A 24338-nucleotide genomic window follows, 5' to 3' on the forward strand; every position below is an offset into this window, starting at 1 on the left:
AGCGTTACGCACGGTTACAGAAACTTTCGAGGAGAGATCAATGGCGATCGAACTGAACCAAATCCGGGCAGGTGACGATGTCGTCGACAAAGCCCAGCCGTATGCGGACACGTTGATGTTGCTGTCGGAAGCCTCGGTGCACAGGCACTTCGGCCCGTTCCTCGATATCGACTGGGAACATCCGGATTTCGACGTCGACGCCGCGCCTGAGCGCCGGATCCTCACCGAGCCCGGCGAGATGCTGGGATCGCACCCCTGTATCGGGCATTGCCGCGAGACCCTCAGATCGCGATCGGCAAGTATCGACAGGCCAACATCGCGAAGGTCGGCTTGCAGTTCGAGCTGCTGTTAATCAGCGGCATGATACAGCACACATACCGGCTGAACAAAGGCTCGCCGGAGTTCCGGTACTGCACTCACGAAATCATCGAGGAGTGCAACCACAACCTGATGTTCCAGGAGATGGTCAACCGCATCGGTATCGATGTGGCCGGGATGAACCGTGTTGAAAACGCTGCTCGGATACGTGGTCTCGCCCGCCGGAGCGTTGTTTCCGAACCTGTTCTTCATGGGGCATGCGCGCTGGCGAGAAACCCATCGATCACATGAAACTACTCGGCATCGACGCCGCCCACTACGCGCTACCGATCCGAGCCTCATCGTCGCCCAGCTGCATGAACCGGCGTTCGGCGCAAAAGCCGGTGCTGTCGCGGAATTGAGCCGCCGCCGCCAGCACCTCTGTGGTTGTCGGCCCGGCTGAACCCTGTTCTCGGCCGGGTCGACAACCATTCCCACCCGAGCTTGCCCCAGCCCACCGATTAGGAGCCGATCCACCATGCCCCAAACATCTATCGCGGAATCAGCCGCGCGAGCACCAGAGAACCCCGTCTTGAGTAGGCAGGGGAGATGGCTGGCCCTGGTCGTCATCTGCGCCGCGGAATTGCTCGTGGTCCTCGACAACACCGTCGTCAACGTCGCATTGCCATCTCTGGGTCTGCAGTTGCAAGCCAGCTTCGGCGGGTTGCAGTGGGTAGTCGATGCCTACACGCTCACCTTCGCGGGCCTGCTGCTGGCATTCGGTCACCTCGGCGACCGCTACGGCCGACGTAAGGTGATGATGATCGGACTGGCAGGCGTCGCCGTCATGTCCGTGGGCGGCGCACTGGCGACCGACCTCGGCCAGGTGATCGCCGCCCGCGCCGCGATGGGAGTGTTCGCCGCCGCTGTCTTCCCCGCGACCCTGGCGATAATCATCAACATCTTCACTGACGTCAAGGAACGGGCCATCGCCATCGCCGCCTGGACCGCGATGGCCGGCTTCGCCATCGCGATCGGACCCACCGCCGGCGGCTGGCTGCTCGAGCATTTCTCCTGGCACTCGGTTTTCTGGATGAATATCCCGATCGCCGTGGCCATCTTGGTTCTTGCCCGGATATTTGTTCCGGAGTCGAAGGCCGCACACACGGGCAGGCTCGACTTCTTCGGCATCGCCCTGTCGCTGCTGAGTATCACCGCCCTGGTGTGGACCATTATCGAAGCGCCGAACCACGGCTGGCTTTCCCCGGTCAGCCTGGTCGGCTTCGCCTTCGCGGTGGTCTGCTTCGTGGTATTCATCCGGTGGGAGATGCGCACCACCTCGCCGGTGCTGAACATGAGCCTGTTTCGAATCCGCCGGTTCTCCTTGCCCGCGGTGGCGATCATGGTCGCCTACTTCTCCATGTTCGGGTTCCTGTTCATGATCACCCAATACTTCCAGGGTGTGATGGAGCTGTCGCCGCTGCAGTTCGGTCTACATTCATTGCCATTCGCCGTGGCAATCGCGGTCGGCGCCCCACTGGCGACACTGATCGCCCAGAAGATCGGGACCACCGCGGTCATCGTCTTCGGTCTGGTCGTGATGAGTATCGGGATGTATATCGCCGGTCAGGTGAAAGTGGAAACACCGTATGTGGGTCCGGTGCTGGTCTCGATGGTGCTGATGGGGCTGGGACTGGCGATCGTGCAGGGCCCAGCGACGGAATCGATCATGTCGTCGGTGGCGCTCGATGAGGCGGGAGCCGGTTCGGCGGTCAACGACACGACCCGTGAGGCGGGCGGCACCCTCGGCGTCGCGGTGCTGGGATCGGTTGTGGCGTCGGTGTACACGACCAAGGTCGGCCCGCGCATCGATGCCATCCCGGACTTCCTGATGACAGCGAACGAGAAGAGCTTCGCTCGCGAGAGCGTCATTGCCGTACTCGAAATGGTCAAACGGCCGACCAATCCCGCCTTCGCGCAACAGAAGGCCGATCTGATCTACGCGATGAAGTCGGCGTCCTTGGAAGGGTTCCAGCTCGCGTCCTATGTGACGGTTTCGGCGTCATTGTTCGTCGCGGTTGCGGTCGCCATCTTCCTGCCGTGGAAACCCGCGGATGAAACCGTGCTCCTCGCCTGGAAAGACAAGCCATGAATTGGATGCTGCCCGACCGTTCCCGGGGAGCGCACCGCATGCGGCTCGCCGCGACTCGGCACCTGGAGATCGACATCAACGATAGGAATCGACAATGACCACGTCCGAACTGCCCAGCGGCGCAGAGTTGCTGAGTTCCCTCGCCGCATCCGGCAACGACCTGCCAGGGATCTGGTCGTTGCTCGGGATGGACGGCGTCGAGATCGAGAACGGAAAGGTGTCGTTCACTCTCGTCTCGCGGCCGGATTTCGCGAACCCGTTGGGGACCGTGCACGGAGGGATCTGCGCGACCTTGCTCGATTCGGTGATGGGCTGTGCGGTGCACTCCATTCTGGGCCCAGGGTTCGGATACAGCACACTCGAACTCAAGGTGAACTACATCCGCTCGGTCGGAACCGATGGTGTCCGACTTACCGGCACTGGAACGGTCATCCACACCGGACGCAGCACCGCCACTGCCGAAGGCCGCGTGCTCGACGAACAGGGACGGCTCATCGCGCACGGCACCACCACCTGCCTGATCCACGCACCGAACTGACATCGCGCTCGGTGCGCGGTTCGAGGTCGTCAACACCTACCGGGCCGCGTCACCCCTGGCGCCGTTCGGCGGCTCCGGCCGCAGCGGACACGGCCGCGAGAACGGCATCGACGCGGTCCGGGAATTCACCAAGACCAAGACAGTGTGGATCGAGACCGGCTCGTCGATACCCGATCCTTTCGTCCCGCGCCTCTAGAGGGTGGGCATGGGTCGGAGCAGGTCTGACGGCCGGACTGTGACCGGCTCGGTTAGCCGGTATTTGACTACAACAGTCTGTTCAGCTGGGAATGGACGCGGTCCAGTGGCGCGGTGGAGCGGGCGGCGATGCACAGCACCACCGCACCTTCGATGGCGGCGATCGTCGTGGTCGCGATGCCGGCGGCCTCGGTCTCGTCGACGCCGTGCGCGACGAGACTGAAGATCAGCAGTTCCTGCCACCGCCCGAAAACCTGCTCCGCGCGTTGGCGTGCGGTGGGGGCTTCCAGACCCCCGTAGGCCGCGGCGGCGATGGGGCAGCCGGCCTCGAAATCCGAGCTCGCGAGCAGGTGCTTCCAGAAGCCGACGAAGGCGCTCAAGGCCTCTGGTGGCGTCTGGGTCGCGACCAGCTCCTCGATGAACGTGCTGATCCGGTCACCGGCCTGCGCGACGGACACGGTGATCAATTCGTTCTTCCCGTCAGGGAAATGGATGTAGATCGATCGGCGTGCCACTCCGCTGCGCTCGAGCAGGTCGGCGATAGATGTACCCGCCACGCCGCGACGCTGCAGCAACTCGACGGCGCTGCCGATCAAACGTTCCCGCACCGACTCCGCCATGTGCCCTTCCTCCCTGGGTTATCCGATCGGCACAAACCCTTGCATTAGACCAATTGTTCTACTATTTTTATGGTACGGCAAGTAACAGTAACTTTGGATTGGAGTGATTGCGGTGAGTGGACGTGACTATGACGCGGTGGTCGTCGGATCGGGGCTGGGAGGTGTCAGCGCTGCGGCCTACCTGGCAGCCGCGGGCAAGCGGGTGTTGGTGTTGGAGCGCTATAACGTGATCGGCGGCAGCTCGCACGTGTTCCGCAGGCAGGGTCGATGGGAGTTCGACTGCGGGGTGCACTACATCGGGGATTGCGGCCCCGGCGGCGCCGTGCCCAGCTTTCTGCGCGGTCTCGGACTCGACGACCATATCGAGTGGCTGCCGTTGGATTCGGCAGGTTTCGACACGATCGTGGCCCCGGACTTCGAACTTCGCACACCGCATGGCTGGGATGCCTATCTGGAGAATCTGTGCGCGGCCTTCCCCGACGACCAGCGAGGGCTGAGGCGCTATGTCGGTGTCATGCGGGCACTCGGCAAAGCGTTCGACGATCGCGCTGTGAGCCTGTCCTCGACCAGTGAAATGAGCCGCGCGTTCCTGCGTTCCGGCTTCGCCGGGGTCTGGGCCATGGCGCCGTTCGCGTCGTTGTTGGCTGCGTGTGGCCTGAAGCCGCGCACCATCCTGGCGTTGTCTGTGCAGTGTGGTGCCCTCGCCTCGACGCCGACGAGCACCACGGTCGGAACCATGGTCGGGTTCCTTCAGTCGTTTGTGGGCCACGGCGCGTGGTACCCGCGCGGTGGTGGGCAGATGCTGTCGGCGGCGTTCGCCGAGGTCGTCGTCAGCCACGGTGGACAGATCCGTGTCAACGCCGAGGTCGATCGGATTCTGGTCGAAGGGTCACGGGTGTGCGGAGTCCGGCTCACCGACGGCGAAGAAGTGCGAGCCGACACCGTGGTTTCCGATGCCGACATCATCCGCACCTATCGTGACCTCGTCGGTTACGAACACCTGCCCCGCGCAACGCGGCTGCGGGTGGACAACTGGCGCATGTCGCGGCCGCTGATCAATGGTTGCTTCGGAGTTGAGATCGACATTCACGCCACGCCGAACTCGAACTTCTACGCAATACCGACCTGGGACGATGCAAACTCGCTGTTGAGCCTGACCCGCATGACGCACAACCTGTTCTCCGGTTCGCGTGATGCCGGCGACCGGCAGAAGTGGGCGAAGAACTTCGCCACCCGCCAGCCCATGTTCGTGCAGTGCTCCACACGCCGTGACCCCAGCAACACCCGCAGCGCCCCCGCAGGCCACGCCGCGATCGAAGTGCAGACGATCGTCCCCAGTTCCCCGAAGTTGTGGGGATACGACGGCCTCGACGCCCGGACCACCGAGTACCGGAAAGACCCCGAATACCTGGCGATGAAGGAACTCGTCATCGAGGGCATGCTCGATCGTCTCGACCAGGTGTACCCCGGCGCGTCGAGCCGGGTCAAGCTCACTGAGCTGGGCACGCCCGCGACCCAGACACGGTTCACCGCGACCACCGGCGGTGCATCCTTCGGTCTGGAACCCAACCCGCTGCAGTTCGGGCCGCTACGCCCTGGCGTGCGGACACCGGTCAACGGTTTGTTCACCGTCGGCACCAGCACCCGATGGGGGCCCGGCACCGAAGGCTCGATGATGAGCGGAGTACAGGCTGCCTCAGCCATCACCGGCCGCGATCTGATCGCCGAGATCCGCTCCGGAGTCGTGCTGGCCGACCGGGCGAAGATCCGCAACTGGAAACCCGGCGTCGATCCGCTGGCAGTACAGCGCGAACTCAGCTCCAACAACACCGAAGAGGTGACGACATGACTTCCACGATCAACCCCACCACCGGCGAACTGGCGACACGGGTAGCGATCGTCCGCGCCAAAGCCGCAACCCCCGGCTTCGAGGAGCCGATCGCGCCCGCGGATGTCGACATCGAGGCGTGGAACCACGTCGGTGACCCCCTCGCCGAAGCGCTCGTCGAATTCATGCGCGACCACAAGCTGATGAGCGGGGACTTCTACGCGACCGCACGCCGCCTGCAGGCCGAGGGCGAGCCGACCGCCGAGGCATTCTTCGCCGACGTCGAACATATTCCGGCCTGGGTCGACTTCGACGCGATGCGCCCCGGTGCCGACATGGGACGCCGCAACCCCATCGGCATGATGATGGGCATGCACGGGGCGCTGCCTGCCACCTACACCGACCCGGCGACCGCACGGGTGATGGCCAGCACCGGCAGGCTGGAGAAGGGCGGTGTCGACTTCCACCGCCGATTCTGGGAAACCGCCAGCGGCTTCGCCGGCGCCCTCGATGTGGACGGAATGAGACCAGGCGGCCCACGCTGGGAACAGTGGGTACGCATCCGGCTGCTGCACACGATGATCCGCCTGGGCATCCTGCGCAGCGGTCGCTGGGACCTGTCGGAGAGCACGCCGATCAGCCAGCTCGCCACCGCCGCCGCGACACACCTGTTCGGCCCGTACCGGGTGGAGATCATTCGCTCTTTCGGTGGGATCGCGACACGCGAGGAGGAAGACAGCTTCGCCCTCATGTGGCGGTGGATCAGCCGAATCGAGGGAGCCAACACCGAACTTCTCGGTACCACGCCCGACGAGCAATTCGCCGTTTCCCGACGCATCCACCAATTCCTCTACCGGCCCGACGCCGACTCCGTGGCATTGACACATTCGCTGCTCGACGGATTGAACACCATGCGAGCCTTCCCGCTGCCCCGGCGAGGCCACCAAGCAGTGCTGCGCCGCATCGGAACCGCGGAGATGGCGAGAACCATGGGTGATGTGGACTTCGCTGATGGCCTAGGCGTGAACCCCGCCCCGTTGGCCGAGTTCCTCCTATCTCTCGCCGCCTTGGGACTCCGGGGATTCAATCAGATCACCCGCGTCCCGCTCGTACGGCGCGCTGCTTCCAAGCACGGTCAGGGACTTCTCGACTACGTCGTCACCCGCGGACTAGAACGGCGTACCGCCCAATACCGCCCCACCCCGGTGCGCCACGATCCGGACAGTGCGAAGGGCACTACCTCCGAGAAGAAATCCGCATGACCACGACAAAATCACCGGCGGACTCGCCGTTCCTGCGCCTCACGCTCCGTTCCGGGGGTGTCTTGGTCGCGCTCTTCTTCCTCACCACGCCGCTGGTCACCACCGGCGTGGTCACCCACGACAGCTGGCTGGGACGCCGCGTCATGTGGGGGCACGGCGGCGAGGAGTACCTCGTCATGTTGGCGGTGATCAACATCGCCCTCGGTCTCTACCTCGCGTGGGCAGCCGGTGATCCCGGCCGCCGATGGCTGGCCATCGACATCTTCATCGTCGTCGAGGCTGTGCACGTGGCGTCGATGTGCGTGATGGCGCTGAAGCCCGAACATCACATGCACTGGCTCGGTGACGTCACCGCGCCGGTGATCGGCCTTATCTTCCTCGCATGCGTCTGGTTCTCCCGTCGCAGCGCAGTCATCGCAGGGAGGCAACAATGACCGCCGTAGCCGTGGCCGAACTGGAACTCGACACACTCACCCTGGAGCGGGATGGTGCGGTTCTCATCGCCCGCCACTCCAGCCCACCTCACCACTTCGTGACGATGGCGTTCGTCAAGGACTTGGACGAACTCACGCAGGCCGTCGACGCGGATGATTCGGTCCGCGCGGTCGTGCTGACAGGATCCGAACAAGGCTTCTTCCTCACTCATGCCGACCCGGGCGAACTCGGCGGCGCAATGACCGCCCCACTGCCACCCGTACCGCCGCAACTCTTGCGGTCGGGCTGGCGCGCGACCCGGACGATCATGCGATTACCGGGGGTGTTACGGCTGACCGAATCTGCCAGCAGTCCGGTATTTCAAGCCTTGGCCTGGGGGTATCGCTGGCGGCAGACGATCCTTCGGATGAACAACTCCAGCACCGTGTACCTCGCCGCGATCAACGGGACGACCACCGGCGGTGGCCACGAAATCGCATTGGCCTGCGACCTGCGATTCGTCTCTGATTCCCCCGACCTGCGGCTCGGCCAGATCGAAATTCTCGCTGGTCTCATCCCCGGTGGGGGCGGCACCCAGCGTCTGCCGCGCATGCTCGGCACCGCCCGCGCGCTCGAACACATGCTCGAGGGGACGCCGATCACCGCGCAGCAAGCACTCGACCTGGGACTGGTCAATGCCATCGTGCCCGAGAAGGACCTGCTGAATCACACGCGCCACATCGCGGCCAGGCTCGGCCGCCGCTCGCCCACCGCGGTGCGCGCGATCAAACAGCTCACCTATTTTGCCGCCGACCAGTCATTGCAGTCCGGACTCGATACCGAAATGGCCGGTTTCGTCAGGGCCGGAACCCTACCGGGTATGAAGGATGTGTTGACCGCCTTCACCCACGACCTCACCGAAAGCGGTCATTCTCCGCTGGCCGGGGCAGACCCACGCTGGGTCGACGGCAAACGAGTGTGACATGGCAGGCAAGGCGGCGGCGAGTCCCTCGCGGGTCTGCGACGCGAGCCCGGAGAACATGCCGAACATGGCGCGCCCGTCGGTGGTGCCGATGTCGATGCTGCTCCGACGGTTCCGGGCTCATGCCGCTTCCGTCGATGAGCAGAGTGCCGGCGTTGGCTCGGTAGCCGGTCTGGATCGGCTTCGGGTTGGGAAGCGTTGGTCGAAGTAGCGGCGCAGCTGGCAGTTCTTGTCGGAGACCGCGGCAGCCAGGCTCGAGTATTGGTAGCTCATACGCATGAATGTCGCACGGCCCACCGACAAGTTCTGTCGCTCAAACCCATGCTGCCGAGGTGATTTCGATAGTGCAGGACACTGTCTTGCATTGGCAAGTGCCGTTCGCGGTCCGCGAGGCGCGACCTGCACAGTCTCGGCAAGGTGCGGCCGTTGTCAATGCCGAGCCAAAGCTGATCGGGTGATGCCGCCACGGCAGAATCCGATCAGTATTCAGTCGGCACCGACACGAGCGCGAGACGGCTTTGTGTATCGCGCCGACGGTGCGTTTCGTAGTAGTGCGCGAAGGACAGCACGAACGAGACGTGTCCGCTCCGTACGGCTTCGGAGGCGACGGTGTCCACATCTCGAAACCAGGCGCCGTCGAGGCGGCCCGCTCGATACTTGGACAAATCGACCCACTTGGCCTGGTCGAGATAGACGCGCAGCATCTTCCGATTATCCGCCCTGCTGTCCAGGGGGTTTTGCCCAGCGCAAGGCCGAGATCGTCCTGTCGTTCTACAACGGCGACGCCGTGACATATGCGAGCACTACCGCCGTCGCCATCGCCATTGGCACCGACAAACATCGTCGCCAGTCTGTCGGCGGGCGCATTTGTGCTCAATCTGGCGAAGATGCCGCGCCGGTAGGCGACCGAGACGCCCGTGAACATGTTTGCGGGCGGCACTCCCTGCCGTGATAGGCGGCCTTCTGCTCGGCTGTAGACCGGTCGGCACAGCGGAAAATCGTTGGCGCACAATGTAATTGTGAGAGTATCTCCGTCGTGAGCATATTGGCGTGCATGGTCTGTGGAGCGGGCGAGGGAGCGCAGGAACGATCTGTTCCTCTCCGGACCGTTGCCTGCGATAAGTGTTGGGACGAGGCGGTCAATTTCCCCGACCGCGAACCAGAGCAGATCGACATCGAGCTAACAGCCGACCAGCTCCGTGTCGCACCAGCAGCCGACATGCGAGAAGGCACGCCAAGCACCTGCAAATACTGCGAGACCGAATGCTCATGGCATCGAACGCTTCGCGGGCGCTGGCTTCTTCTCGAGCCCGGCGGCTATCCGACTTCGAAGATCCCACCGGGCAAACGCTGGCGCGTCGCTGGGGACGGCACAGCGGTCAACTTGGGCGGTGCCAACCCCACGGATGAATGCAGGATCACCCACTTCGACGTTTGCCCTGCCAAACGAGCTCCCGAGGACGGCGCACTGTTGCTCGCTATATGGCGAGGCAATCGCAGGGACTGGATGGCCAGACAGAACCTCTGACAACCCACACGTGAGGGGCGCGGGTGCGTGTATCTGCCGGGCGGCAGCGTCGAGCGCCCAACCGGCTGGGAACGGCTGCCAACTCCCCGTCGTCAGTAACCCGAGCCCGAGACTTGGCTAGCGGTGCCCTCGGACCTCGTGATGGTGACGAGCAGTCAGTCGAACATGGTTGGCAGATCTGGTTTGTTCCAATGCTCGTGGAGAAGTCGGATTTGGGTGTCGAGTACACGGGTGGTCGACAGCTCGGGGAGGTTGTCGATGTCGAACCAGCCGATTTCCATGGTCTCGACGGGGCTGGGTTGGCCGTGGGAGATGGTCTCGCACAGGAAGAACAGCTTGTACACGTGGTAAGGGAAGGCGGGCTGGTGGCCCTGCACGTCACGATCGTGCAGCGCCACCAGCTTGCTGGCGCGCACCGTGATTCCGGATTCTTCCTCGACTTCGCGTTCGACTGCGAGCGAGGGTGGTTCCAGGACGTCACACCAGCCGCCGGGCAAAGTCCACCTCTCGTCGCTGCGGTCGCGGATCAGCAGAATGCGGCCCTCGTCATCGAAGACGCCGCCTCGAACGTCGACTTTGGGTGTCATGTATCCCTTTTCGAGGAACACGTTCTTCTGCAGGTCCTCGACGGTGCTGCTGCTGATGAGGGCGAGCAGGTCCGCGGCGATCTGTTCGGCCTGTTCGTAGCGTTGCCGGTCGAAGACGTCGGTGGCGAAGACGAGGCCGTTGTGTGCGAGGGCGGCCAGGGCGATGGCGTGGTGCCGGATCTGGGCCTCAGCTGTCGGTTGAGCGTTGTCCATTCGGGGTCCTTCGGTCTGGTCGGCGTTGTCGCGGTGGCTGTTCGACTTTGGTCAGGGGGTCCTGCGGTAGGTCGTGGACTGGCGTGGGGCGAATCCGAGCCGCTGGTAGAGCTGGTTGGCTGCGGTTTTCGTCGGGGTCGACGTGAGGTCGACTGTGCGCGCTCCGTGTTCTTTCGCGATGGCGAGCGCAGCGGTGGTCAGGGCTCGTCCGGCACCGAGCCCGCGCGCGGCTCGGTCGACGACGACATCTTCGATACGTGCTCGCAGCCCGGTGGGGATCGTGTACATGACCAGTGTCAGCGCACCGACGATCACTCCGTCGACCCGTGCGGTGAGCAGCCGCGTCGACGGGGAATCGATGACCGCCTCAAGGAGGTCACGGGTCAAAGGCGCGGCGGTGGTGGATAGTTGAGGTAGAAGTCCTGTCAGCGAGGCCAGGGTCTCGTCGTCTACCTGGTCCACGATGTCGATCACAACCGCCTCGGGTGTCTGCGACACCATGGGCTCCTCCTGTGTTGCGTCACGGATTCGACGTGTTGAGCAGCCGAAAAGTTAAGGGCTGGAACAGTTTTCGACCTATCCACCGGGATCGGCCGCACGTGGCGGCGGTGGCAGCGGCACCAGCGTATCCCGTGTGGTGTGCGGTGGACCTGTAGCGGACACGAGCTCATTCGCCCGGCTTGTTTGCACAACTGTCTCCTGATTCGGTCAGTGCTCCCGCACGGTGGCGGCGGTCTGGACTGGGTGAGCGAGTCGGTGAACCGCTGTGGGCAGGTCGGTGTCGGCGGAGTTGAAGATCGCGCTGCCCGCGACGAGTGTGTCGGCTCCGGCGTCGATGATCTGTGGTGCGGTGATGGTGGTGATGCCACCGTCGGCGACGAGTTCGACGGTGTCGAGTTTCAGGTTGTGCAATGTGGTGCGCAGGGTGCGGATCTTGTTCGGAACGGTGGGATCGAAGGTGCTGGTGCCGGGACGGCTGGTCATGAGGACGACGAAGTCCAGGTGTGCCAGGTAGGGGTCGAGGAGTTCGAGGCCGAGGTCGGGATTGAGGACCAGCCCTTTGCGGATGCCGGCCTCGTGGAGTGTGTCGAGGGTGGTGCCGATGTCGGTGGCGGCGTCGATGTGGAAGCTGATCCGGTCCGCTCCGATGGTGATGAGGTCGTCGATGTAGCGCTCGGGTTCGAGAGTCTGCACGTGGACATCGAGGAGAAAGGTTGTGTGCTGGCGGATGGCGGCGACAGTGCGCAGGCCGAAGCTGATCGCGGGGGTGTAGTGACCGTCCATGATGTCGAGGTGCAGGTACTTGGCGGTGCTGGCCGTGACACCGTCGATGGCCTCGCGCAGCGCGAGTGTGTCGGCGCCGATCAGTGCCGGGGCGATGGACACGTTCATGCGAGGGCCTCCTCGGAGTCGGTGATTGCGGTGGTCAGGCGGTCACAGACGAAGTCGACCTCTGCTGGTGACAAGTCCGGTCGGATCGGCAAGCACAAGGTTCTGGTTGCCTGGTTCTCGGCGTGTGGGTACTTCCCGTCGAACCCGTGGCGCGCGAAGGCGGGTTGGTGGTGGATGGGGACGGGGTAGCGGACGACGGCGTCGATGCCGTCCGAGCGCAGCTGTGCGAGAACGGCATCGCGATGAGGCACCGCGACCTGATACAGGTGGTAAACGTGGTCGCCGGGATCTTCCGATGGAGGTGGCGTTGTTATGTCGGGATGTGTGAGGGCGTGGGTGTAGCGGGCCGCGATGGTGCGGCGGTCGGCGTTCCAGGTGTCGAGCTGGTCGAGTTTGGCGTCGAGGACGATGGCCTGGATGGCGTCGAGTTTGGAGTTCGCCCCGAGCGTGACGTGGTTGTCCTGGCCGTCCTGTCCGAGGCCGCGCAACGTCCTGACTGTGTGCGCGATTACGGGGCTGTTGGTCACGAGGGCTCCGGCGTCGCCCGCCGCGGCGAGATTCTTGCTCGGATGGAAGCTGAAGGCGGCGGCAGCACCGAAGGTGCCGACCCGCTGGTTGTTCCAGGTGGCTCCGACGGCTTGGGCGCAGTCCTCGACAAGGGGGATCTGGTGGCGGGCGGCGATGGCGGTGACTCGGCCCATGTCCAGGCTGCGACCGAACAGGTGGACTACGAGGATGGCCTTGGTGCGCGGCCCACACGCTGCGTCGAGCGCGTCGAGATCCATCAGATAGGTATCGGGTTCGCAGTCGACGAGCACCACCCTCGCCCCGACAGTGGTGATCGCCAGGGCTGTGGCGTGGAAGGTGTTGGCGACGGTGACGACCTCGTCGCCCGCTCCGATACCGAGCGCGGTCAAGGCGAAAGTCAGTGCGTCGGTGCCGGTGTTGACACCGATCGCGTGGGTAGCGCCGAGGTAGTCGGCGAATCGGCGTTCGAAGTGGGCGACGGTATCTCCGAGGATGTAGTCGCCGGTGGCCAGCGTGTGCCTGATCTTCTCGGTGGTGGCGGTCAGGTCTGTGAACTGGGAGCGGTGGTTGTAGCGGGGGATTTTCATCGCGACTCCGAGGGAAGGAAGGGGCGGATCTGCACGATCGTTTTGCCGAGGTCGCCGCGGGCCGCGTTGGCGGTGAGATAGTCGGCAGCGGCGTCGAATCCGAGGATGCGTGTGGTGAGTCGCTTGACGCACAACGAGGGTGACCACCCGGCATCGGCGCTGCGCCGCAACAGGTTCAGGGCGGTCTGGAAGTCGGCGGAGGTGGCCTCGTGGGTGCCCGCGAGGTAGCGCCGCCCGCTCGACCACGCGAATCCGCCGACATCTTCGGTCCGGCGCAGTCGGTCGACGTCGATGCCAGCGAGCTGGTCACCAGGTTGTGTGCCTGCGAAGACGAGCAGCAGTCCGTCGTCGGCGAGCATGTCCGAGCAGGTCTCCAGCACGTGCGGTGTGGCGGCGGCGGTGGCCACGACGATGCGCTGAAACGGTGGGCGGTGTCGGTTGGAGTCGAAGACCCGCGAGGGCAGAGCACGGCGGCGGCGTAGGAACCCGAGACGCGGTGAGCTGGGGTTGAGCAGGACACACTGGTAGCCGGTGGCGGTGAGCACGGCACTGATCAAGGTCCCGGCCATCCCCGCACCGAACACCGCGACCACAGTCTCTGGTGCCAGGCCGAGGTCGGCGGTGACGGCGTGCAGCCGGGTAGCGCAGTGCACCGCGCACGCCAGCGGTTCGGCGAACACGGCCACCTTGTCGGGAATCCCTTCCGGGACCGGGACCAGCGCGGTACGCAACTGGTGGGAGTCACCGCTGAGTTCGACCAGTTCGCCGAATCCCGATGTCCGGTGAGCCAGCGTGGGGTGCGGATCGAATACCACTGTGCGCCCTTGCAGGTCTGCCAGGGCCGGGGTGCTGTCGAGGACGCTGCCGACGATCTCGTGGCCGAAGTCGCAGCGCCCGAACCGGACCCCACTGATCTCGCGCAGGTCCGAGCGGCAGACACCGACCGCTCGGGGGGCCAGCACCACATGGTCGGTCGCAAGTCCGCTGGGCGCACCGGCCACCGTGGCGGTGGTGAGGAAGGCGGCTTGGTCGCGGTGCTCGATACGCCGGTATGTCGTCGTGAGGGGTGTGGTCATCGGATCACCTCGAGGTGATCGGCCACGGTGGTCGACAGGTCGGCCTCGCGCGCGGGCCCCGACATCGTCAGGTCGACGACGACCTTGACGTGTTCGCCGAGAGGGCGTTCACCCCGGGCCATCGACGGGATATACAGGGCGGCTTCCTCGAGCGAGATCACGTGGCTGATGACTTTGCAGAATCGGCTGGGAGACGCGAGGAGATGCTGTTGGACTCGGTCGAGGTGGGCTGGCGATGTCCCGCGATGCCCGGTTACTCGCACCCGCTTGCCAGCTGGGGTGAACACTTGAACGTAGGGGGTGTTGGGGGATTGCCCGCAGATGTTGGAGCGTCGAACTGCCGACAAGTCGATGCCAGGCAGTGCTGGGTGGCGAAGTCCGGCGGGGATGCCGCCGAACAGGTCGAGCGCGCCCTTGTCGCAGAGGCTGGCGGTAGCCGCGCCGATGGCCGTGTATGTCGCCTCACGCGGCAGACAGATGACTGCGCCTTGGATGCTGGCCCGTTGTGTCCGATCGGTAAGGGTGCTCGCGGGGAGCACGCCGAGCTGGTCGATGTAGCGCAGTCGCTCTCGGCGCGGGTGAACGAGCTGCATCCGGTACCCGAGGTCCTCGCCCAGCATCGCCACCAGCAGGGCCGCTGAACCGCTGCCGAACACCGCGACCGTGGCGGCCGGGCGCAGATGTGGGGCCATCAGCTCCCACCCGTAAAGAGCGGTGGCGGTGGGTTCGACCAGCGCACCGAGATCGACTGGGAGGCCCTCGTGCGCGGGCACAACCCCGCAGGGGAGCGCGGTGGGCACGTAGTCGCGCAGGATGCCGTCGTAGCTGTGGCCCAGGATCACGTCCTGGTCGCCCGGGTCGACGGGATTGAAGATCTCGCAACCTCGTTTGTCCGGGGTGACGGCGAGACCTTCATGGCCCAGGATCGTGGCGCGGTCGGACCGCGCGCCGCGTTGGATCTGCAGGTCTGTGCCACACACGCCTACTCGCAGGACGCGGCGGACCGTGGGCGGTTCGGACGCGTCCGGCACCGGCGTGCGCTGAAGATGCAGCCCATCGCCGCTGCGGACGAGGGTTCGATTGACGGCGGCGGTGTCTATGGTGCTCATGCGGTGCACAGTTCGGTATGGAACGGGCGCACCGTCTCGGCTGCTGTGGTCAGCTCGGTCGAGGTGATGTCTTGGGCGAAGATCGCGGTGCCGATTTTGGTGAGCAGCGGGATGTTCTGGTTGCCGTCGCGGTGGCGTATCGAGTCCGACAAGCCCGCTCGCAGCATTTCGTCGGTGATGCAGGTGTGGCTCAGCGGCAGTCCGACGCGGGCCATCAGTGTCAGGATTCGGCCCAGGCATTCGTCGTCGATCAGTTCACGCTGTTGGGCGAGCACACACGACAGAGCGATGTCGATGGCGACCGCTTCACCGTGGTATAGCTTCGGTTTCGCTGCCAGCTCGAACGAGGGGCTGAAGGTGTGGCCGAAGTCGGGCAGTCGGGCGAGGTTGTCCTCCCACAGGTTCGGTTCCAGCTCCTCGACGATCGCTGTGATCGCGGCGTCGATGATGGGGCCGCTGACACTGGTGTTGGCCGCGAAACCGGGAGCGGTGGTCCATTCTCGCTCGATGCGGTCGAACAGCCCGCTGTCTTTGACCAGTGCGATCTTGAGGATCTCGGCCATCCCGTTGGATATCTGACGGTCGGGCAATGTTGACAGGAAGCTCGGGTCGACGAGGGTCTCGCTCGAGGCGTAGTAGGTGCCGAGCCGGTTCTTGCGGCCGTTGAAGTTGATCCCGGTTTTGACGCCCACGGCAGCGTCGACCATCCCTAACAAGGTGGTCGGCACTCGGACATAAGGCACGCCGCGGCGGTAGATGCTCGCGGCGAAGCCGACCACGTCGGTCAGTACTCCACCGCCGACGGCGACGACGGCATCGCGACGCCGGCTGAGTCCGAACTTGTCGTACTCGCGGACGATCCGGCTCACCGTCTCGGAGTTCTTGGTGCGCTCGGTCGTTTCGATCGGCACGACGGTGCACAGTGAGCTGTAGGTGTCGAAGTAGGCGAGGATCTTGTCGCCGAAAAAGCTCATGACCGTCGAGTCGACGAAGACCAGCGTGCGACGGTTGCCGATGCCCACGGCGTCGGCCAGGTCGCTGTTGTCGGGGTCTAGGCAGTCTCGTGTCCGTCGGATTCGGTAGCACATCGTTTGTGTCGCAGCGATACCCCAGATGCGGTCCATGTCAGTAGTTCCTTCCCCCAGGCCGGGCGGTTGCCGGTAGCGATTGCGCGCGAGCGAAAAGCCCCGCTCCGCGCAGTGGATCGAGCCCATCGGATTCCAGCCGCGAGATCCGGTCGCGAAAGACGGTGGGCTGGTGAGTGGAGACGAGGTAGAGACCGTCGGCTTCCAGACAGCGGTACATGCTGTTCATGTAGTGATCGGCGAGTGTGTCGACCACCCCGCCGGACAAGAACACGTGCTCGATGCGGGCGTCGATGGTCAGCAGGTACAGCAGTGCTCGCGCCAGCGGGGCGGTCACCGAGTCGAGAAACGTTGTGGCGTGCGGATTGTTGTTCTCCAGCGCGGCAAACAGGCGAGCCAGTGGTGATGGTTCGGTGGTCGCGTCCGCACCCAAGATGCTCGCCAGCTGCGCGAGCTGTCGGTCGATCGCCTTGCCCGCCGCGATGGCAGAGACGTGGCCGACAGCTCCGCAATCGCACACCGGCGGATCGGTCGACAGTGTTGCTGTGACAACTGCTGGCAGATGACCGATTTCGCCCTGAATCCCGTGCACCGGGTCCAAGACCACCTCGCCGGAATCCACGTCGATGGTGCGCGCGGCGATCCCGCTGCTGACCGTCACCGCCGCAACAGTTTTCACGCCCAACTCCCGGACCTCGCGCCTGTTGGCGATCGCTATCGCGAGACTTGTCACGTCGTTGACCACCCACCACCGGGCTCGTGATTCGTTCTCCCGCAGCACTACTCGCAGATCGAAGGGGTCGGCGCTGTCACCCCACAGCGGCGCACTGGCCAGGATCTGTCCGGTGTGACCGTTGGTGGCGGCACCGATCGAGATCCCCACATCCGCGACACCGGGATGGATTTCGAGAAGTCGACGGGTCTGGGCGAGAAGAAATTGCACCATCAGCTCGCGCAGTGTGGCGGTATTGCTCCCGGTACCGGCCTTGGTCACTGCCGGGTGCCGGTCGTGATCGGTGAGCACACCGGATGGGGACAAAATTGCGCAACGCCACCACGTCCCGCCCAGATCGAACACGATCACCGGACGGCCATCGCCAGCTACGTTCCTCATTCTCACGCCTGGCCTGGGTGGGCGGCGGCGTCGGCCAAGACATAACCGTCCTCACCGAGCACGACAGCGGCTGGCACCGGAGCAGCGCCTATGGCGGGCGTGAGGACTTTCGCCAGTGCCGCACTCTTACCGGATCCAGTGGCCAGCAGGATTCGAGTCGGCACCGCCCGCAGATAGTTCAACCCGAGGCTGACTCGCGTCTCGCGTTGATAGGTCGTGGCAACCACCCGCTGAAGGGGTGCTTCGTAGAGATTGTGGTCGAAGATCGAGGCCGTGTGGCCGTCGGTTCCCAACCCGAGGACCGCGATGTCGGGTACGCCCTCGGCGCGCATTCGCGAAAGTTGTTCGTCATATGCCGCAGCGGTCTCCCGGCTGTCCCCGCTCACCAGAATCGGGCACCAGGTTGCGCGATGACCCGGTTCGCTCAGACCCAGGGCAGTCTCGATCGACCCAGCGGATCGATCGGTTGGCTGCGGTGTCACCCGCTCGTCGGTCTGAACAAAAACGACTTTGGCCCAATCGATATCGAGTCTGCGCAGCTCTCGATAGGTCAAGACCGGTGTCGTTCCACCGGCCACCGCAATGAGACATTCTCCCGATGCGTCGATTGCCGAATAGATATGTGTGGCAATCAGATCGGCTGCTGCCGAGGCCAGATCCGCTGCTGTTTCGTGGACCGCGCATGTCAGCGGCATTGGGTACCTCCTGGGTGTCGAGACGTAGCCGGGACGAAGATCGAAGTCGAATGCCCCCTATCCGGATGGATGGTCGTCGGCGGTGCGGGCGGCAATCAGTGCCCGCAAGGTCGCGATGCGGGTCGCGTCGTGGGGAGCCAAGGTGTGGGCGCTGAGCTGGCTGGCGGTGATCAACCCCGCACCGAGCAGCCGGTCCACGAGCTGGGCGAGTTCTTCAGGCGTGGGCAGGTGGTGCTAATGCCAAACCAGCCACCCGATCGGGCCGTCGCGGCCATGGGCGGAGGTGGCCCACCAGCGACAAGCTTGTCGACGTACGCGGTCATCCCGGCGCGGCGCATGAACCCGAGCTGTCCGTAGTACGCCTCTGCTCTGTGCCGCCCTCGTACTCGTCGTCGCTGTCGTGGTCCCAACCCATCGTTTCGTGTCCTTTCGCGCTACGGCAGTTGGCCGATGGCGGCGTAGGCGGCCAGGTCCCAGGTGCCGGGGTGCAGGGGCCGCAGAGTGTCATGCTCGGTATCGGTGGGCCGCCACCGGTGCGGCGCGATCAACCCGGGTTCGACGAGCCGGTAGGGGGCCAGCATTGTGGTGATCGTGTCGCGGTCGCGCGAGTGAAAAGCGATGCCCGCGTCGCCCAGAGCTGCGACAGCGCTGCTGATGTCGTCTCCGGCGTTGTCGTCGGTGATGTGGCTGAACACGATCCAGGTTCCGGGCCGGAGCTGGCGAGTCAGGGCGTCGAGGACGGCGGGGGCGTCGGCGAGGAGTTCAGCGGTCCCGGACAGACAGACCGCCAAAGGCGCGGTGGAGTCCATGACCGCGGTGATCTCGGCGAGGACGGCGGCGGTGTCGGTGAGGTCGATATTGGCGACGGCGTTGTTCGGTTCGGTCAGCAGGGCACGGGAGTGGGTGGCGGCGAGGAGGTCGTTGTCGATGTAGAGGACGCGGGCGGTGTCACTTGCGTGGTTGGCGATCTCACCGATGTCGGGGTGTAGCGGGAGTCCGCAGCCGAGTTCGACCATCTGGGTCACCTGATGCGTGTGGCTGAGGTATTCGACCGCGCGCCGCGCGAAGAGGCGCGCTTCGGTCATGGCGGTCGCGAGCTGGCTGTCCACAAGGGGCTTGGCGATCACATGATCGAGCTCGTAGTGGTCTTTGCCGCCCAGCAACGCATTGCACACACGGGCGGTGTTGGGGCGGCTGGTGTCCAGCACTGTCTCGTTGGGGGTTGTCATGTCCTGTCCTCGCCGGAGGGTGCCGCGAATCACCGAACAAACCTCCTGGTCGCCGTGACAAGGGATGACGGCGTCGGGTTGTTGCGGGGGCTCGCGGGCGGTCGGATGGATCAGATGCCGGACTCGGTGTGGCTGGCCAGCGCCCGGGCCAGGATGGCGTGGGCTTCCTCGCCGTAGACGGCCGTGGTGGCGAGCAGGTCGAAGGTTCGCTCGACCAGCTCGACGGTGTCGGTGTTCTCGAACGGATCGATGATTCGCTCGTTGTCGGAGTCGGTGGCGGTGCTGAAGTCGAAACTGTCTGCTGGGGCGAGGAATTCGGCGTTGAGGGCGATGATGCCGATGCGGACGTGTGCGCGAGCGGTCAAGATGTTCATCAGGTGGCGGATCTGGGTGGTCATCACCTCGCAGCTGCCGACGGTGACTCGCAGCGCGGCCTCGTCGATGAGCATGTGGAACTCGTACCCGGGCGTGTCGAGAACGGTCTGGCGTTGCAGGCGCGCGAGCGCAAGCTCCTCGCTGTCGTCGGCCATACCCATCACGGCCGAGCATCTGTCGAAGAACGCACGGGCGTAGTCGTGGGTCTGCAACAGTCCCGGGAGGAGTTTGGTGCTGTAGGAGCGCTGATGGATGGTGTCGGACTCGCTGGCGATCAGGAAGCGCTGCAACGTTTCCGGCCCGCCATCGGTGGTGTCGTACCGGCTCGTGTTGACCATGGTTCTAACCTCTCCAAGTCGTTTCGTTGGTTGGGATTCGGTGGAGGGTTCCACCGGGTGTGGTTCGTGTGGGTCGGGTAGGCGTCCCGGAGGCCGGGAGGTTGGTCGGCGTCCGGGGACGTTCCCCACCCTCGGACCCGACCGGCTCGGAGGGGCGCCGGATTCGGTCCGAGGTATTCAGGTGGTCTGTGTGAACGGCCCCGTGTCAGGCCAGGGTGATCTCGCTGATCAGGGTCACCCCGTCGACAGTGCGGGTGGTCACCGTCTGTCGGGCGATCCAGGGCTCGGTGCTGGGCCGGAACTCGGCCACGGTCACCGCCCACTGCGCCGACTCGCCGCCGGTGGTCAACGGTGAGATGCTCACGCAGTGGCGGGTATCGGTAGGCGCAGCGTCGATCCCGGTCTGCAAACCGGTCACCAGTGGCGATCGCGGAGTCGGCTGTCAGGAATCGGCGCGCCCCTGCTCGGCGGATCGGTCCACGTAGTAGGCGTGATTGAACCCCAGGATCGCGGCCGGGCCGTTGGTGGTGTCACCGGGCCCGGAACCGGTGACCACGTCGGGTCCGGAGGTTTCCTCGCAAGCGAAACCGGTCGGCTGCGCACTCCCGTCCGGGGCCGTCACCACCGCGACGACTGCCAGTGCGGCGAGCCCTACCAGCACTCCCGCCGCTATCCATCGGTGGCGGTGTGACCGTGGGGTGGAGGCAGTGGTGGTGTCGAACTTCGCGTACATGGTTTTATCGGTCCTTCGGTGTGGGTGGCGGGGTTGGGGGTGGCCCCGGCAGTCGCTGGGAACGACTCCCGGGGCCGCCTTGGCGCGGGGCAAGCCCGGGTGAGGTGTCGTGTGGTCTCACCGGGCCGTCGTGCCAAGGTCATTCGGGCGGTCGGAAGGTGCGCTGGGCGCGGGTCAGGGCTGTAGGAACAATTTCTCGTTCGGAAGCCGGGGCAATCCGGCGCAGTGGCCGGGATAGACAGCGACTGCGCCGGGACGGCGGGCGGCCACATCACAGACGAACACCAGTGCGGCCGTCAGGCACGCGGCGAAATACACGCGCACACCGGCCAATTCGACCGAAAGGCGAACGTCGGGTTCGTCAGGGCGAGGTGACCGGCCGCCGTTGTTCATTGCCCGGTCTGCCTCAAGATCGATAGCGCGCATTCGATCACCACAGTCCCCGAGGGACGGAAAGCGCTGGTGGCCGGGGACACCCACGTGCGAATCATCAGCGGGTCCGGCACCGGGGACGGCAACGCTATGTCACCATCGCGGATTACCACGACTCGCGCCTTCCACAAGCGAGCTACCTCGGCGGGGTCACCGATCGGCTGAATGTCGGCCCGGACAAGGTATGTCCACATTTCTGCGCGGGGGTGACCGATGATTGACAACGGCGCGACACCGCGAAGGTCGAGACTGGTTTTGACCCGCTGAGCCAGCTCGGTCGGCATCATCACCGCCCCGACAAAACCGGCCCGCATCATGATCCGCCCCGAGGCCGGGTCGATCACGGTAGGCAGCGAGCACACGCTCCGATAGAACTGGCAGCGTGAGCGGGGCGATTCGGTCCATGCCCTGGGTGCGCTGGTCTGGGTCACCGCCACTCCCCAGCTGACGCGGTCACGTCCGCCGTGTCGGCGGCTTCGGTCGTGGTTACAGCGGGCGCAGTCGTGAGAAACCCGGCTAACGCCATCGCCTCGAGCGCTCTGACAAGCTCGGCACGCGACTGGTTGTGAGTAGCCTCAGCGACGGGCAGCGAGTCGACGGAAGAGCTGACGCTACCGCCCGATGACCGGGCACGCCTCGCCGCAAGCTGCGGGTTCAGCTCGTCGGAGTGTCTCATGCGCGGGCCTCCCTGGTGACGCTTCCAAATAACGAGGGGCACCCGTTAGACGTTTTCGCTACGGATTCCCTGAAACGGGTTCTGGTTCCAATCGTGGCCCGCCCACAGCATCGGCGGGAACCGCACAGTGGTGGCCTACCGGTGGCGTACTGGTCGCATTTCCCGGCCAGCTCCTGGAAACTACGGGGAGCCATAACGTGAGGGACACGTGTCGTCGCCTGAAATGAACTGAGACTGGCCAGCATTGGACCACCCGCCTACGGTTGAATCGCTGGAAATTTGATTCCGCCCAGTGCCGGAGTGAAACCGGTACCGGGCGCACAAACAACCTTGCTGGTTGACAATTAATCCCGGAAGTCCACGTAGGTACACGCGGTACACGCGCCGGTACATGCCCGGTACACGCTGGTACACAATCCCTTTCGCGAGGGGCCAGGAGTCGACTATGAAGAAGTGGACAGGAGCGGACGCGGCGGATTTGCGCGAAGCACTGGACCTGTCGCACGAACGCTTCGCTGTTCGCGCGAGCATCCACATCAACACGATCAAGAAGTGGTGCAAGCGCCAGGAAACGATCACGCTCCGCCCCGAGCACGCCGACCGACTAGAGGCCGTCCTCACCGCGGCCACCCCAGGCCAGCGAGCAAAGCTCAACCAACTGCAAACCCGGCGGGCACTCGCGCCCGGCACCCTCGAGATCGACGCTGATCCGGCGATCTGGAAGGCGTCGTGCGAGGACGTCGCCGACGACCTCGCACGGAAGGACCTTCTCGTGGATCGCCGCGAAGCCGGGACAACGCTCATCGGGGTCGTCGTCGGCGCGTATCTCCTCGAACCTCTCGAACGCTGGCTGCGTCAACAGCGCGGCACCACCCGCCCGGTCCCGGTCGTCACCGGCACCGGCGCCCAGGAACTCGACGAACTCGAGCATGCCGCCCGGCTGTTTCGTGAGTGGGACGACAAGTTCGGCGGTGGATTGCGACGCAAAGCCGTCGTCGGTCCAGTTGTCCGAGGTGAACGACATGGTGGCTGCTGAAACCAACCCCGGTCGACGTCAGCGCCTGGGCCACATCCGTGCTCTGCTCGCCGAAACGGCGGCCACCATGTCCTGGGACTCCGCCGAGCAGCACACCGCGCAGGGCTACTACATGCTCTCGGCCCGTTCCGCGCGTGAGGCCGACGACCCGAGCTTGTTCGCCAACGCACTCGCCGGCCTCGCGCGCCAGATGCTGACCCTGCAATCCGAGGGCAACGGCGTCGATCGAATCGTCTACTCCCGCGACCGCGCGAACGATGCCCTCGAACTCGTGCGCCTCGCCCAAGACGTCGTCGGACGGTCGATCACCCCGACCACCCGCGCACTGCTCCACACCCGCGAAGCGTGGGCATACGCCAAACTCGGGCGCCCAGCTGCATTCCAACGCGCCGCCGACAAGGCCCACTCCGCCTTCGCCGATACCTGCCCGGCTGACGACCCCTACTGGATGCACTACTTCGACGCAGCAGAACTGTCCGGCACACTCGGTGGCCGCCTGCTCGAACTCGCCCGAACCGAGCCCGAGTTCGCCGACGAAGCCGCCCAAGCGATCACCTTGGCCATCGCGTTGCGGCGCCCCGAACGATGGCGTTCCAGCGCACTGGATCGGCTCGGAATAGCCGAGGCCCGACTCATCCAGGGCGAATACGCCGAAGCTCTCCGCCTCGGCGAAGCCGCCATCGAGGACGTCAGCAGGACCAGTTCCCATCGTGTCCAGGCGAAAGCCCTGGAGCTGTACCAGCGCGCAGGCGAATGCGGAACCAGCCGACCAGTGGCCGAGCTGCGGGACATGCTGCGCCTACTGGTGCACTCCCCGGCATGATGGGCAGCATGAGGATCAGCGTCACCGGACACATGAACATCACCGCCGCGACAGCCGACCTGGTGCGGAAAGCGATCACTGATCTGCTCGCCGGAATTCCCGATCTCGTGGGCATCTCCTGCATCGCCAGGGGTGCCGACAGCGTGTTCGCCGAAGCCGTCCTCGACATCGGAGGTCGGCTGGAGGTGGTGTTGCCATCGATCGACTACCGCGAGGCAAAGGTGAAGCCGGACCACCTTGCGCAGTTTGATGCGTTGGTCGCCCGCGCCGCTACGGTGCGGGTCATGGACTTCGACAGTGCGGGCCGCGAAGCTTACGAGGCCGCGAACGAGGCGCTCGTCCAGGGGGTCGATCGGATGGTCGCGGTCTGGGACGGCCATGACGGTCAGCGCGCAGGCACCGGCACCGTGGTCGCGCTGGCGCGACAGCGCGGCGTTCCGGTCGACATCGTATGGCCAGAAGGCGCAGCGAGGGACTAGCGATGCCAACCGCTG

At 65.0% G+C, this 24338-nt stretch carries 28 protein-coding genes and 1 pseudogene; 12 read left to right on the forward strand and 17 right to left on the reverse strand.

The window, feature by feature from the left end:
- Nucleotides 1-115 precede the first annotated feature (115 nt).
- The 4 genes and pseudogenes from ACQHI0_RS02860 (at nucleotide 116) to ACQHI0_RS02875 (ending at nucleotide 3183) form a co-directional block, all read left to right on the forward strand.
- A pseudogene (locus ACQHI0_RS02860) lies at nucleotides 116-609 on the forward strand (diiron oxygenase).
- A gap of 226 nt (nucleotides 610-835) precedes the next feature.
- Nucleotides 836-2449: an MFS transporter gene (locus ACQHI0_RS02865; protein ID WP_427906377.1), complete on the forward strand. Its 1614-nt coding sequence runs from the start codon at nucleotides 836-838 to the stop codon at nucleotides 2447-2449.
- Between the two features lie 94 nt (nucleotides 2450-2543).
- A complete protein-coding gene (locus tag ACQHI0_RS02870; protein ID WP_427906378.1) occupies nucleotides 2544-2987 on the forward strand; it encodes a PaaI family thioesterase in 444 nt (147 codons plus the stop codon).
- Nucleotide 2988: 1 nt separating this feature from the next.
- Nucleotides 2989-3183, forward strand: coding sequence for an aldehyde dehydrogenase family protein (locus ACQHI0_RS02875; RefSeq protein WP_427909062.1), 195 nt, complete (start codon nucleotides 2989-2991; stop codon nucleotides 3181-3183).
- 67 nt (nucleotides 3184-3250) lie between these two features.
- Here ACQHI0_RS02875 and ACQHI0_RS02880 read toward each other — a convergent pair whose 3' ends face one another.
- Nucleotides 3251-3802 (reverse strand): TetR/AcrR family transcriptional regulator, encoded by a 552-nt coding sequence (locus ACQHI0_RS02880; protein ID WP_427906379.1) that lies wholly within the window; start codon nucleotides 3800-3802, stop codon nucleotides 3251-3253.
- Nucleotides 3803-3914: 112 nt separating this feature from the next.
- On the opposite strand from ACQHI0_RS02880, the gene ACQHI0_RS02885 reads away from it, so the two are divergent.
- From ACQHI0_RS02885 to ACQHI0_RS02900, 4 genes are read left to right on the forward strand one after another with little or no spacing between them, the layout of a single operon-like run.
- Nucleotides 3915-5651 carry a phytoene desaturase family protein gene (locus tag ACQHI0_RS02885; protein ID WP_427906380.1) on the forward strand — a complete coding sequence of 579 codons (1737 nt, stop codon included), beginning with the start codon at nucleotides 3915-3917 and terminating at the stop codon, nucleotides 5649-5651.
- Nucleotides 5648-6892: an oxygenase MpaB family protein gene (locus ACQHI0_RS02890; RefSeq protein ID WP_427906381.1), complete on the forward strand. Its 1245-nt coding sequence runs from the start codon at nucleotides 5648-5650 to the stop codon at nucleotides 6890-6892. Before ACQHI0_RS02885 ends, ACQHI0_RS02890 begins: the two co-directional genes overlap by 4 nt.
- Nucleotides 6889-7326 carry a DUF6632 domain-containing protein gene (locus ACQHI0_RS02895; protein ID WP_427906382.1) on the forward strand — a complete coding sequence of 146 codons (438 nt, stop codon included), beginning with the start codon at nucleotides 6889-6891 and terminating at the stop codon, nucleotides 7324-7326. The genes ACQHI0_RS02890 and ACQHI0_RS02895 overlap by 4 nt, the downstream gene beginning before the upstream one ends.
- Nucleotides 7323-8288 (forward strand): enoyl-CoA hydratase/isomerase family protein, encoded by a 966-nt coding sequence (locus ACQHI0_RS02900; protein ID WP_427906383.1) that lies wholly within the window; start codon nucleotides 7323-7325, stop codon nucleotides 8286-8288. Before ACQHI0_RS02895 ends, ACQHI0_RS02900 begins: the two co-directional genes overlap by 4 nt.
- Before the next feature lie 479 nt (nucleotides 8289-8767).
- Here the strand turns inward: ACQHI0_RS02900 and ACQHI0_RS02905 are convergent, their stop codons facing one another.
- On the reverse strand, nucleotides 8768-8992 hold the full coding sequence (locus ACQHI0_RS02905; RefSeq protein ID WP_427906384.1) for a hypothetical protein: 225 nt from the start codon (nucleotides 8990-8992) through the stop codon (nucleotides 8768-8770).
- 350 nt (nucleotides 8993-9342) lie between these two features.
- Between ACQHI0_RS02905 and ACQHI0_RS02910 the strand changes: the two genes are divergently transcribed.
- Nucleotides 9343-9816: a DUF6083 domain-containing protein gene (locus tag ACQHI0_RS02910; protein WP_427909063.1), complete on the forward strand. Its 474-nt coding sequence runs from the start codon at nucleotides 9343-9345 to the stop codon at nucleotides 9814-9816.
- Nucleotides 9817-9971: 155 nt separating this feature from the next.
- Here ACQHI0_RS02910 and ACQHI0_RS02915 read toward each other — a convergent pair whose 3' ends face one another.
- The 15 genes from ACQHI0_RS02915 to ACQHI0_RS02985 form a co-directional block, all read right to left on the reverse strand.
- A complete protein-coding gene (locus ACQHI0_RS02915) occupies nucleotides 9972-10616 on the reverse strand; it encodes an NUDIX hydrolase N-terminal domain-containing protein (RefSeq protein ID WP_427906385.1) in 645 nt (214 codons plus the stop codon).
- 51 nt (nucleotides 10617-10667) lie between these two features.
- Nucleotides 10668-11117 carry a GNAT family N-acetyltransferase gene (locus tag ACQHI0_RS02920; RefSeq protein WP_427906386.1) on the reverse strand — a complete coding sequence of 150 codons (450 nt, stop codon included), beginning with the start codon at nucleotides 11115-11117 and terminating at the stop codon, nucleotides 10668-10670.
- A 207-nt stretch (nucleotides 11118-11324) separates the two neighbouring features.
- The gene (locus ACQHI0_RS02925; protein WP_427906387.1) at nucleotides 11325-12008 is read right to left on the reverse strand and encodes a ribulose-phosphate 3-epimerase; all 684 of its coding nucleotides are present in this window, start codon (nucleotides 12006-12008) and stop codon (nucleotides 11325-11327) included.
- Entirely contained in the window at nucleotides 12005-13123 is a 1119-nt protein-coding gene (locus tag ACQHI0_RS02930; protein WP_427906388.1) for a DegT/DnrJ/EryC1/StrS family aminotransferase, read from the reverse strand. The genes ACQHI0_RS02925 and ACQHI0_RS02930 overlap by 4 nt, the downstream gene beginning before the upstream one ends.
- Complete coding sequence (locus ACQHI0_RS02935) at nucleotides 13120-14199, reverse strand: hypothetical protein (RefSeq protein ID WP_427906389.1); 1080 nt, start codon at nucleotides 14197-14199, stop codon at nucleotides 13120-13122. Before ACQHI0_RS02935 ends, ACQHI0_RS02930 begins: the two co-directional genes overlap by 4 nt.
- On the reverse strand, nucleotides 14196-15308 hold the full coding sequence (locus ACQHI0_RS02940; RefSeq protein WP_427906390.1) for a hypothetical protein: 1113 nt from the start codon (nucleotides 15306-15308) through the stop codon (nucleotides 14196-14198). The genes ACQHI0_RS02935 and ACQHI0_RS02940 overlap by 4 nt, the downstream gene beginning before the upstream one ends.
- Nucleotides 15305-16432 carry a sedoheptulose 7-phosphate cyclase gene (locus ACQHI0_RS02945; RefSeq protein WP_427906391.1) on the reverse strand — a complete coding sequence of 376 codons (1128 nt, stop codon included), beginning with the start codon at nucleotides 16430-16432 and terminating at the stop codon, nucleotides 15305-15307. The genes ACQHI0_RS02940 and ACQHI0_RS02945 overlap by 4 nt, the downstream gene beginning before the upstream one ends.
- 1 nt (nucleotide 16433) lies before the next feature.
- Entirely contained in the window at nucleotides 16434-17507 is a 1074-nt protein-coding gene (locus tag ACQHI0_RS02950) for an ROK family protein (protein WP_427906392.1), read from the reverse strand.
- 2 nt (nucleotides 17508-17509) lie between these two features.
- Nucleotides 17510-18202, reverse strand: coding sequence for a 6-phosphogluconolactonase (locus ACQHI0_RS02955; protein WP_427906393.1), 693 nt, complete (start codon nucleotides 18200-18202; stop codon nucleotides 17510-17512).
- Nucleotides 18203-18259: 57 nt separating this feature from the next.
- Nucleotides 18260-18400, reverse strand: a complete 141-nt coding sequence (locus ACQHI0_RS02960; protein ID WP_427906394.1) for a hypothetical protein — start codon at nucleotides 18398-18400, stop codon at nucleotides 18260-18262.
- A 236-nt stretch (nucleotides 18401-18636) separates the two neighbouring features.
- The gene (locus ACQHI0_RS02965) at nucleotides 18637-19431 is read right to left on the reverse strand and encodes an SAM-dependent methyltransferase (RefSeq protein WP_427906395.1); all 795 of its coding nucleotides are present in this window, start codon (nucleotides 19429-19431) and stop codon (nucleotides 18637-18639) included.
- A gap of 110 nt (nucleotides 19432-19541) precedes the next feature.
- Complete coding sequence (locus tag ACQHI0_RS02970) at nucleotides 19542-20144, reverse strand: Scr1 family TA system antitoxin-like transcriptional regulator (protein ID WP_427906396.1); 603 nt, start codon at nucleotides 20142-20144, stop codon at nucleotides 19542-19544.
- Nucleotides 20145-20349: 205 nt separating this feature from the next.
- The gene (locus ACQHI0_RS02975) at nucleotides 20350-20508 is read right to left on the reverse strand and encodes a hypothetical protein (RefSeq protein WP_427906397.1); all 159 of its coding nucleotides are present in this window, start codon (nucleotides 20506-20508) and stop codon (nucleotides 20350-20352) included.
- Between the two features lie 78 nt (nucleotides 20509-20586).
- Nucleotides 20587-20877, reverse strand: a complete 291-nt coding sequence (locus ACQHI0_RS02980; protein ID WP_427906398.1) for a hypothetical protein — start codon at nucleotides 20875-20877, stop codon at nucleotides 20587-20589.
- Nucleotides 20878-21266: 389 nt separating this feature from the next.
- Nucleotides 21267-21653 carry a DNA-directed RNA polymerase subunit beta gene (locus ACQHI0_RS02985; protein ID WP_427906399.1) on the reverse strand — a complete coding sequence of 129 codons (387 nt, stop codon included), beginning with the start codon at nucleotides 21651-21653 and terminating at the stop codon, nucleotides 21267-21269.
- Nucleotides 21654-22430: 777 nt separating this feature from the next.
- On the opposite strand from ACQHI0_RS02985, the gene ACQHI0_RS02990 reads away from it, so the two are divergent.
- The 3 genes from ACQHI0_RS02990 to ACQHI0_RS03000 are packed head-to-tail and all read left to right on the forward strand — an operon-like array spanning nucleotide 22431 to nucleotide 24323.
- Nucleotides 22431-23021 carry a hypothetical protein gene (locus tag ACQHI0_RS02990; RefSeq protein ID WP_427906400.1) on the forward strand — a complete coding sequence of 197 codons (591 nt, stop codon included), beginning with the start codon at nucleotides 22431-22433 and terminating at the stop codon, nucleotides 23019-23021.
- Nucleotides 23008-23844 carry a hypothetical protein gene (locus ACQHI0_RS02995; RefSeq protein WP_427906401.1) on the forward strand — a complete coding sequence of 279 codons (837 nt, stop codon included), beginning with the start codon at nucleotides 23008-23010 and terminating at the stop codon, nucleotides 23842-23844. Before ACQHI0_RS02990 ends, ACQHI0_RS02995 begins: the two co-directional genes overlap by 14 nt.
- A 32-nt stretch (nucleotides 23845-23876) precedes the next feature.
- On the forward strand, nucleotides 23877-24323 hold the full coding sequence (locus tag ACQHI0_RS03000; protein WP_427906402.1) for a hypothetical protein: 447 nt from the start codon (nucleotides 23877-23879) through the stop codon (nucleotides 24321-24323).
- Nucleotides 24324-24338 lie beyond the last annotated feature (15 nt).

The sequence above is a fragment of the Nocardia sp. FBN12 genome (genome assembly GCF_050320175.1).
GTDB lineage: Bacteria > Actinomycetota > Actinomycetes > Mycobacteriales > Mycobacteriaceae > Nocardia.

Coding starts and splice junctions, on each gene's coding strand:
- ACQHI0_RS02865 (WP_427906377.1), top strand. CDS start 836: ATGCCCCAAACATCTATCGCGGAATCAGCCGCGCGAGCACCAGAGAAC.
- ACQHI0_RS02870 (WP_427906378.1), top strand. CDS start 2,544: ATGACCACGTCCGAACTGCCCAGCGGCGCAGAGTTGCTGAGTTCCCTC.
- ACQHI0_RS02880 (WP_427906379.1), bottom strand. CDS start 3,802: ATGGCGGAGTCGGTGCGGGAACGTTTGATCGGCAGCGCCGTCGAGTTG.
- ACQHI0_RS02890 (WP_427906381.1), top strand. CDS start 5,648: ATGACTTCCACGATCAACCCCACCACCGGCGAACTGGCGACACGGGTA.
- ACQHI0_RS02895 (WP_427906382.1), top strand. CDS start 6,889: ATGACCACGACAAAATCACCGGCGGACTCGCCGTTCCTGCGCCTCACG.
- ACQHI0_RS02900 (WP_427906383.1), top strand. CDS start 7,323: ATGACCGCCGTAGCCGTGGCCGAACTGGAACTCGACACACTCACCCTG.
- ACQHI0_RS02905 (WP_427906384.1), bottom strand. CDS start 8,992: ATGCTGCGCGTCTATCTCGACCAGGCCAAGTGGGTCGATTTGTCCAAG.
- ACQHI0_RS02910 (WP_427909063.1), top strand. CDS start 9,343: ATGGTCTGTGGAGCGGGCGAGGGAGCGCAGGAACGATCTGTTCCTCTC.
- ACQHI0_RS02915 (WP_427906385.1), bottom strand. CDS start 10,616: ATGGACAACGCTCAACCGACAGCTGAGGCCCAGATCCGGCACCACGCC.
- ACQHI0_RS02920 (WP_427906386.1), bottom strand. CDS start 11,117: ATGGTGTCGCAGACACCCGAGGCGGTTGTGATCGACATCGTGGACCAG.
- ACQHI0_RS02925 (WP_427906387.1), bottom strand. CDS start 12,008: ATGAACGTGTCCATCGCCCCGGCACTGATCGGCGCCGACACACTCGCG.
- ACQHI0_RS02930 (WP_427906388.1), bottom strand. CDS start 13,123: ATGAAAATCCCCCGCTACAACCACCGCTCCCAGTTCACAGACCTGACC.
- ACQHI0_RS02935 (WP_427906389.1), bottom strand. CDS start 14,199: ATGACCACACCCCTCACGACGACATACCGGCGTATCGAGCACCGCGAC.
- ACQHI0_RS02940 (WP_427906390.1), bottom strand. CDS start 15,308: ATGAGCACCATAGACACCGCCGCCGTCAATCGAACCCTCGTCCGCAGC.
- ACQHI0_RS02945 (WP_427906391.1), bottom strand. CDS start 16,432: ATGGACCGCATCTGGGGTATCGCTGCGACACAAACGATGTGCTACCGA.
- ACQHI0_RS02950 (WP_427906392.1), bottom strand. CDS start 17,507: ATGAGGAACGTAGCTGGCGATGGCCGTCCGGTGATCGTGTTCGATCTG.
- ACQHI0_RS02955 (WP_427906393.1), bottom strand. CDS start 18,202: ATGCCGCTGACATGCGCGGTCCACGAAACAGCAGCGGATCTGGCCTCG.
- ACQHI0_RS02965 (WP_427906395.1), bottom strand. CDS start 19,431: ATGACAACCCCCAACGAGACAGTGCTGGACACCAGCCGCCCCAACACC.
- ACQHI0_RS02970 (WP_427906396.1), bottom strand. CDS start 20,144: ATGGTCAACACGAGCCGGTACGACACCACCGATGGCGGGCCGGAAACG.
- ACQHI0_RS02980 (WP_427906398.1), bottom strand. CDS start 20,877: ATGTACGCGAAGTTCGACACCACCACTGCCTCCACCCCACGGTCACAC.
- ACQHI0_RS02990 (WP_427906400.1), top strand. CDS start 22,431: ATGAAGAAGTGGACAGGAGCGGACGCGGCGGATTTGCGCGAAGCACTG.
- ACQHI0_RS02995 (WP_427906401.1), top strand. CDS start 23,008: ATGGTGGCTGCTGAAACCAACCCCGGTCGACGTCAGCGCCTGGGCCAC.
- ACQHI0_RS03000 (WP_427906402.1), top strand. CDS start 23,877: ATGAACATCACCGCCGCGACAGCCGACCTGGTGCGGAAAGCGATCACT.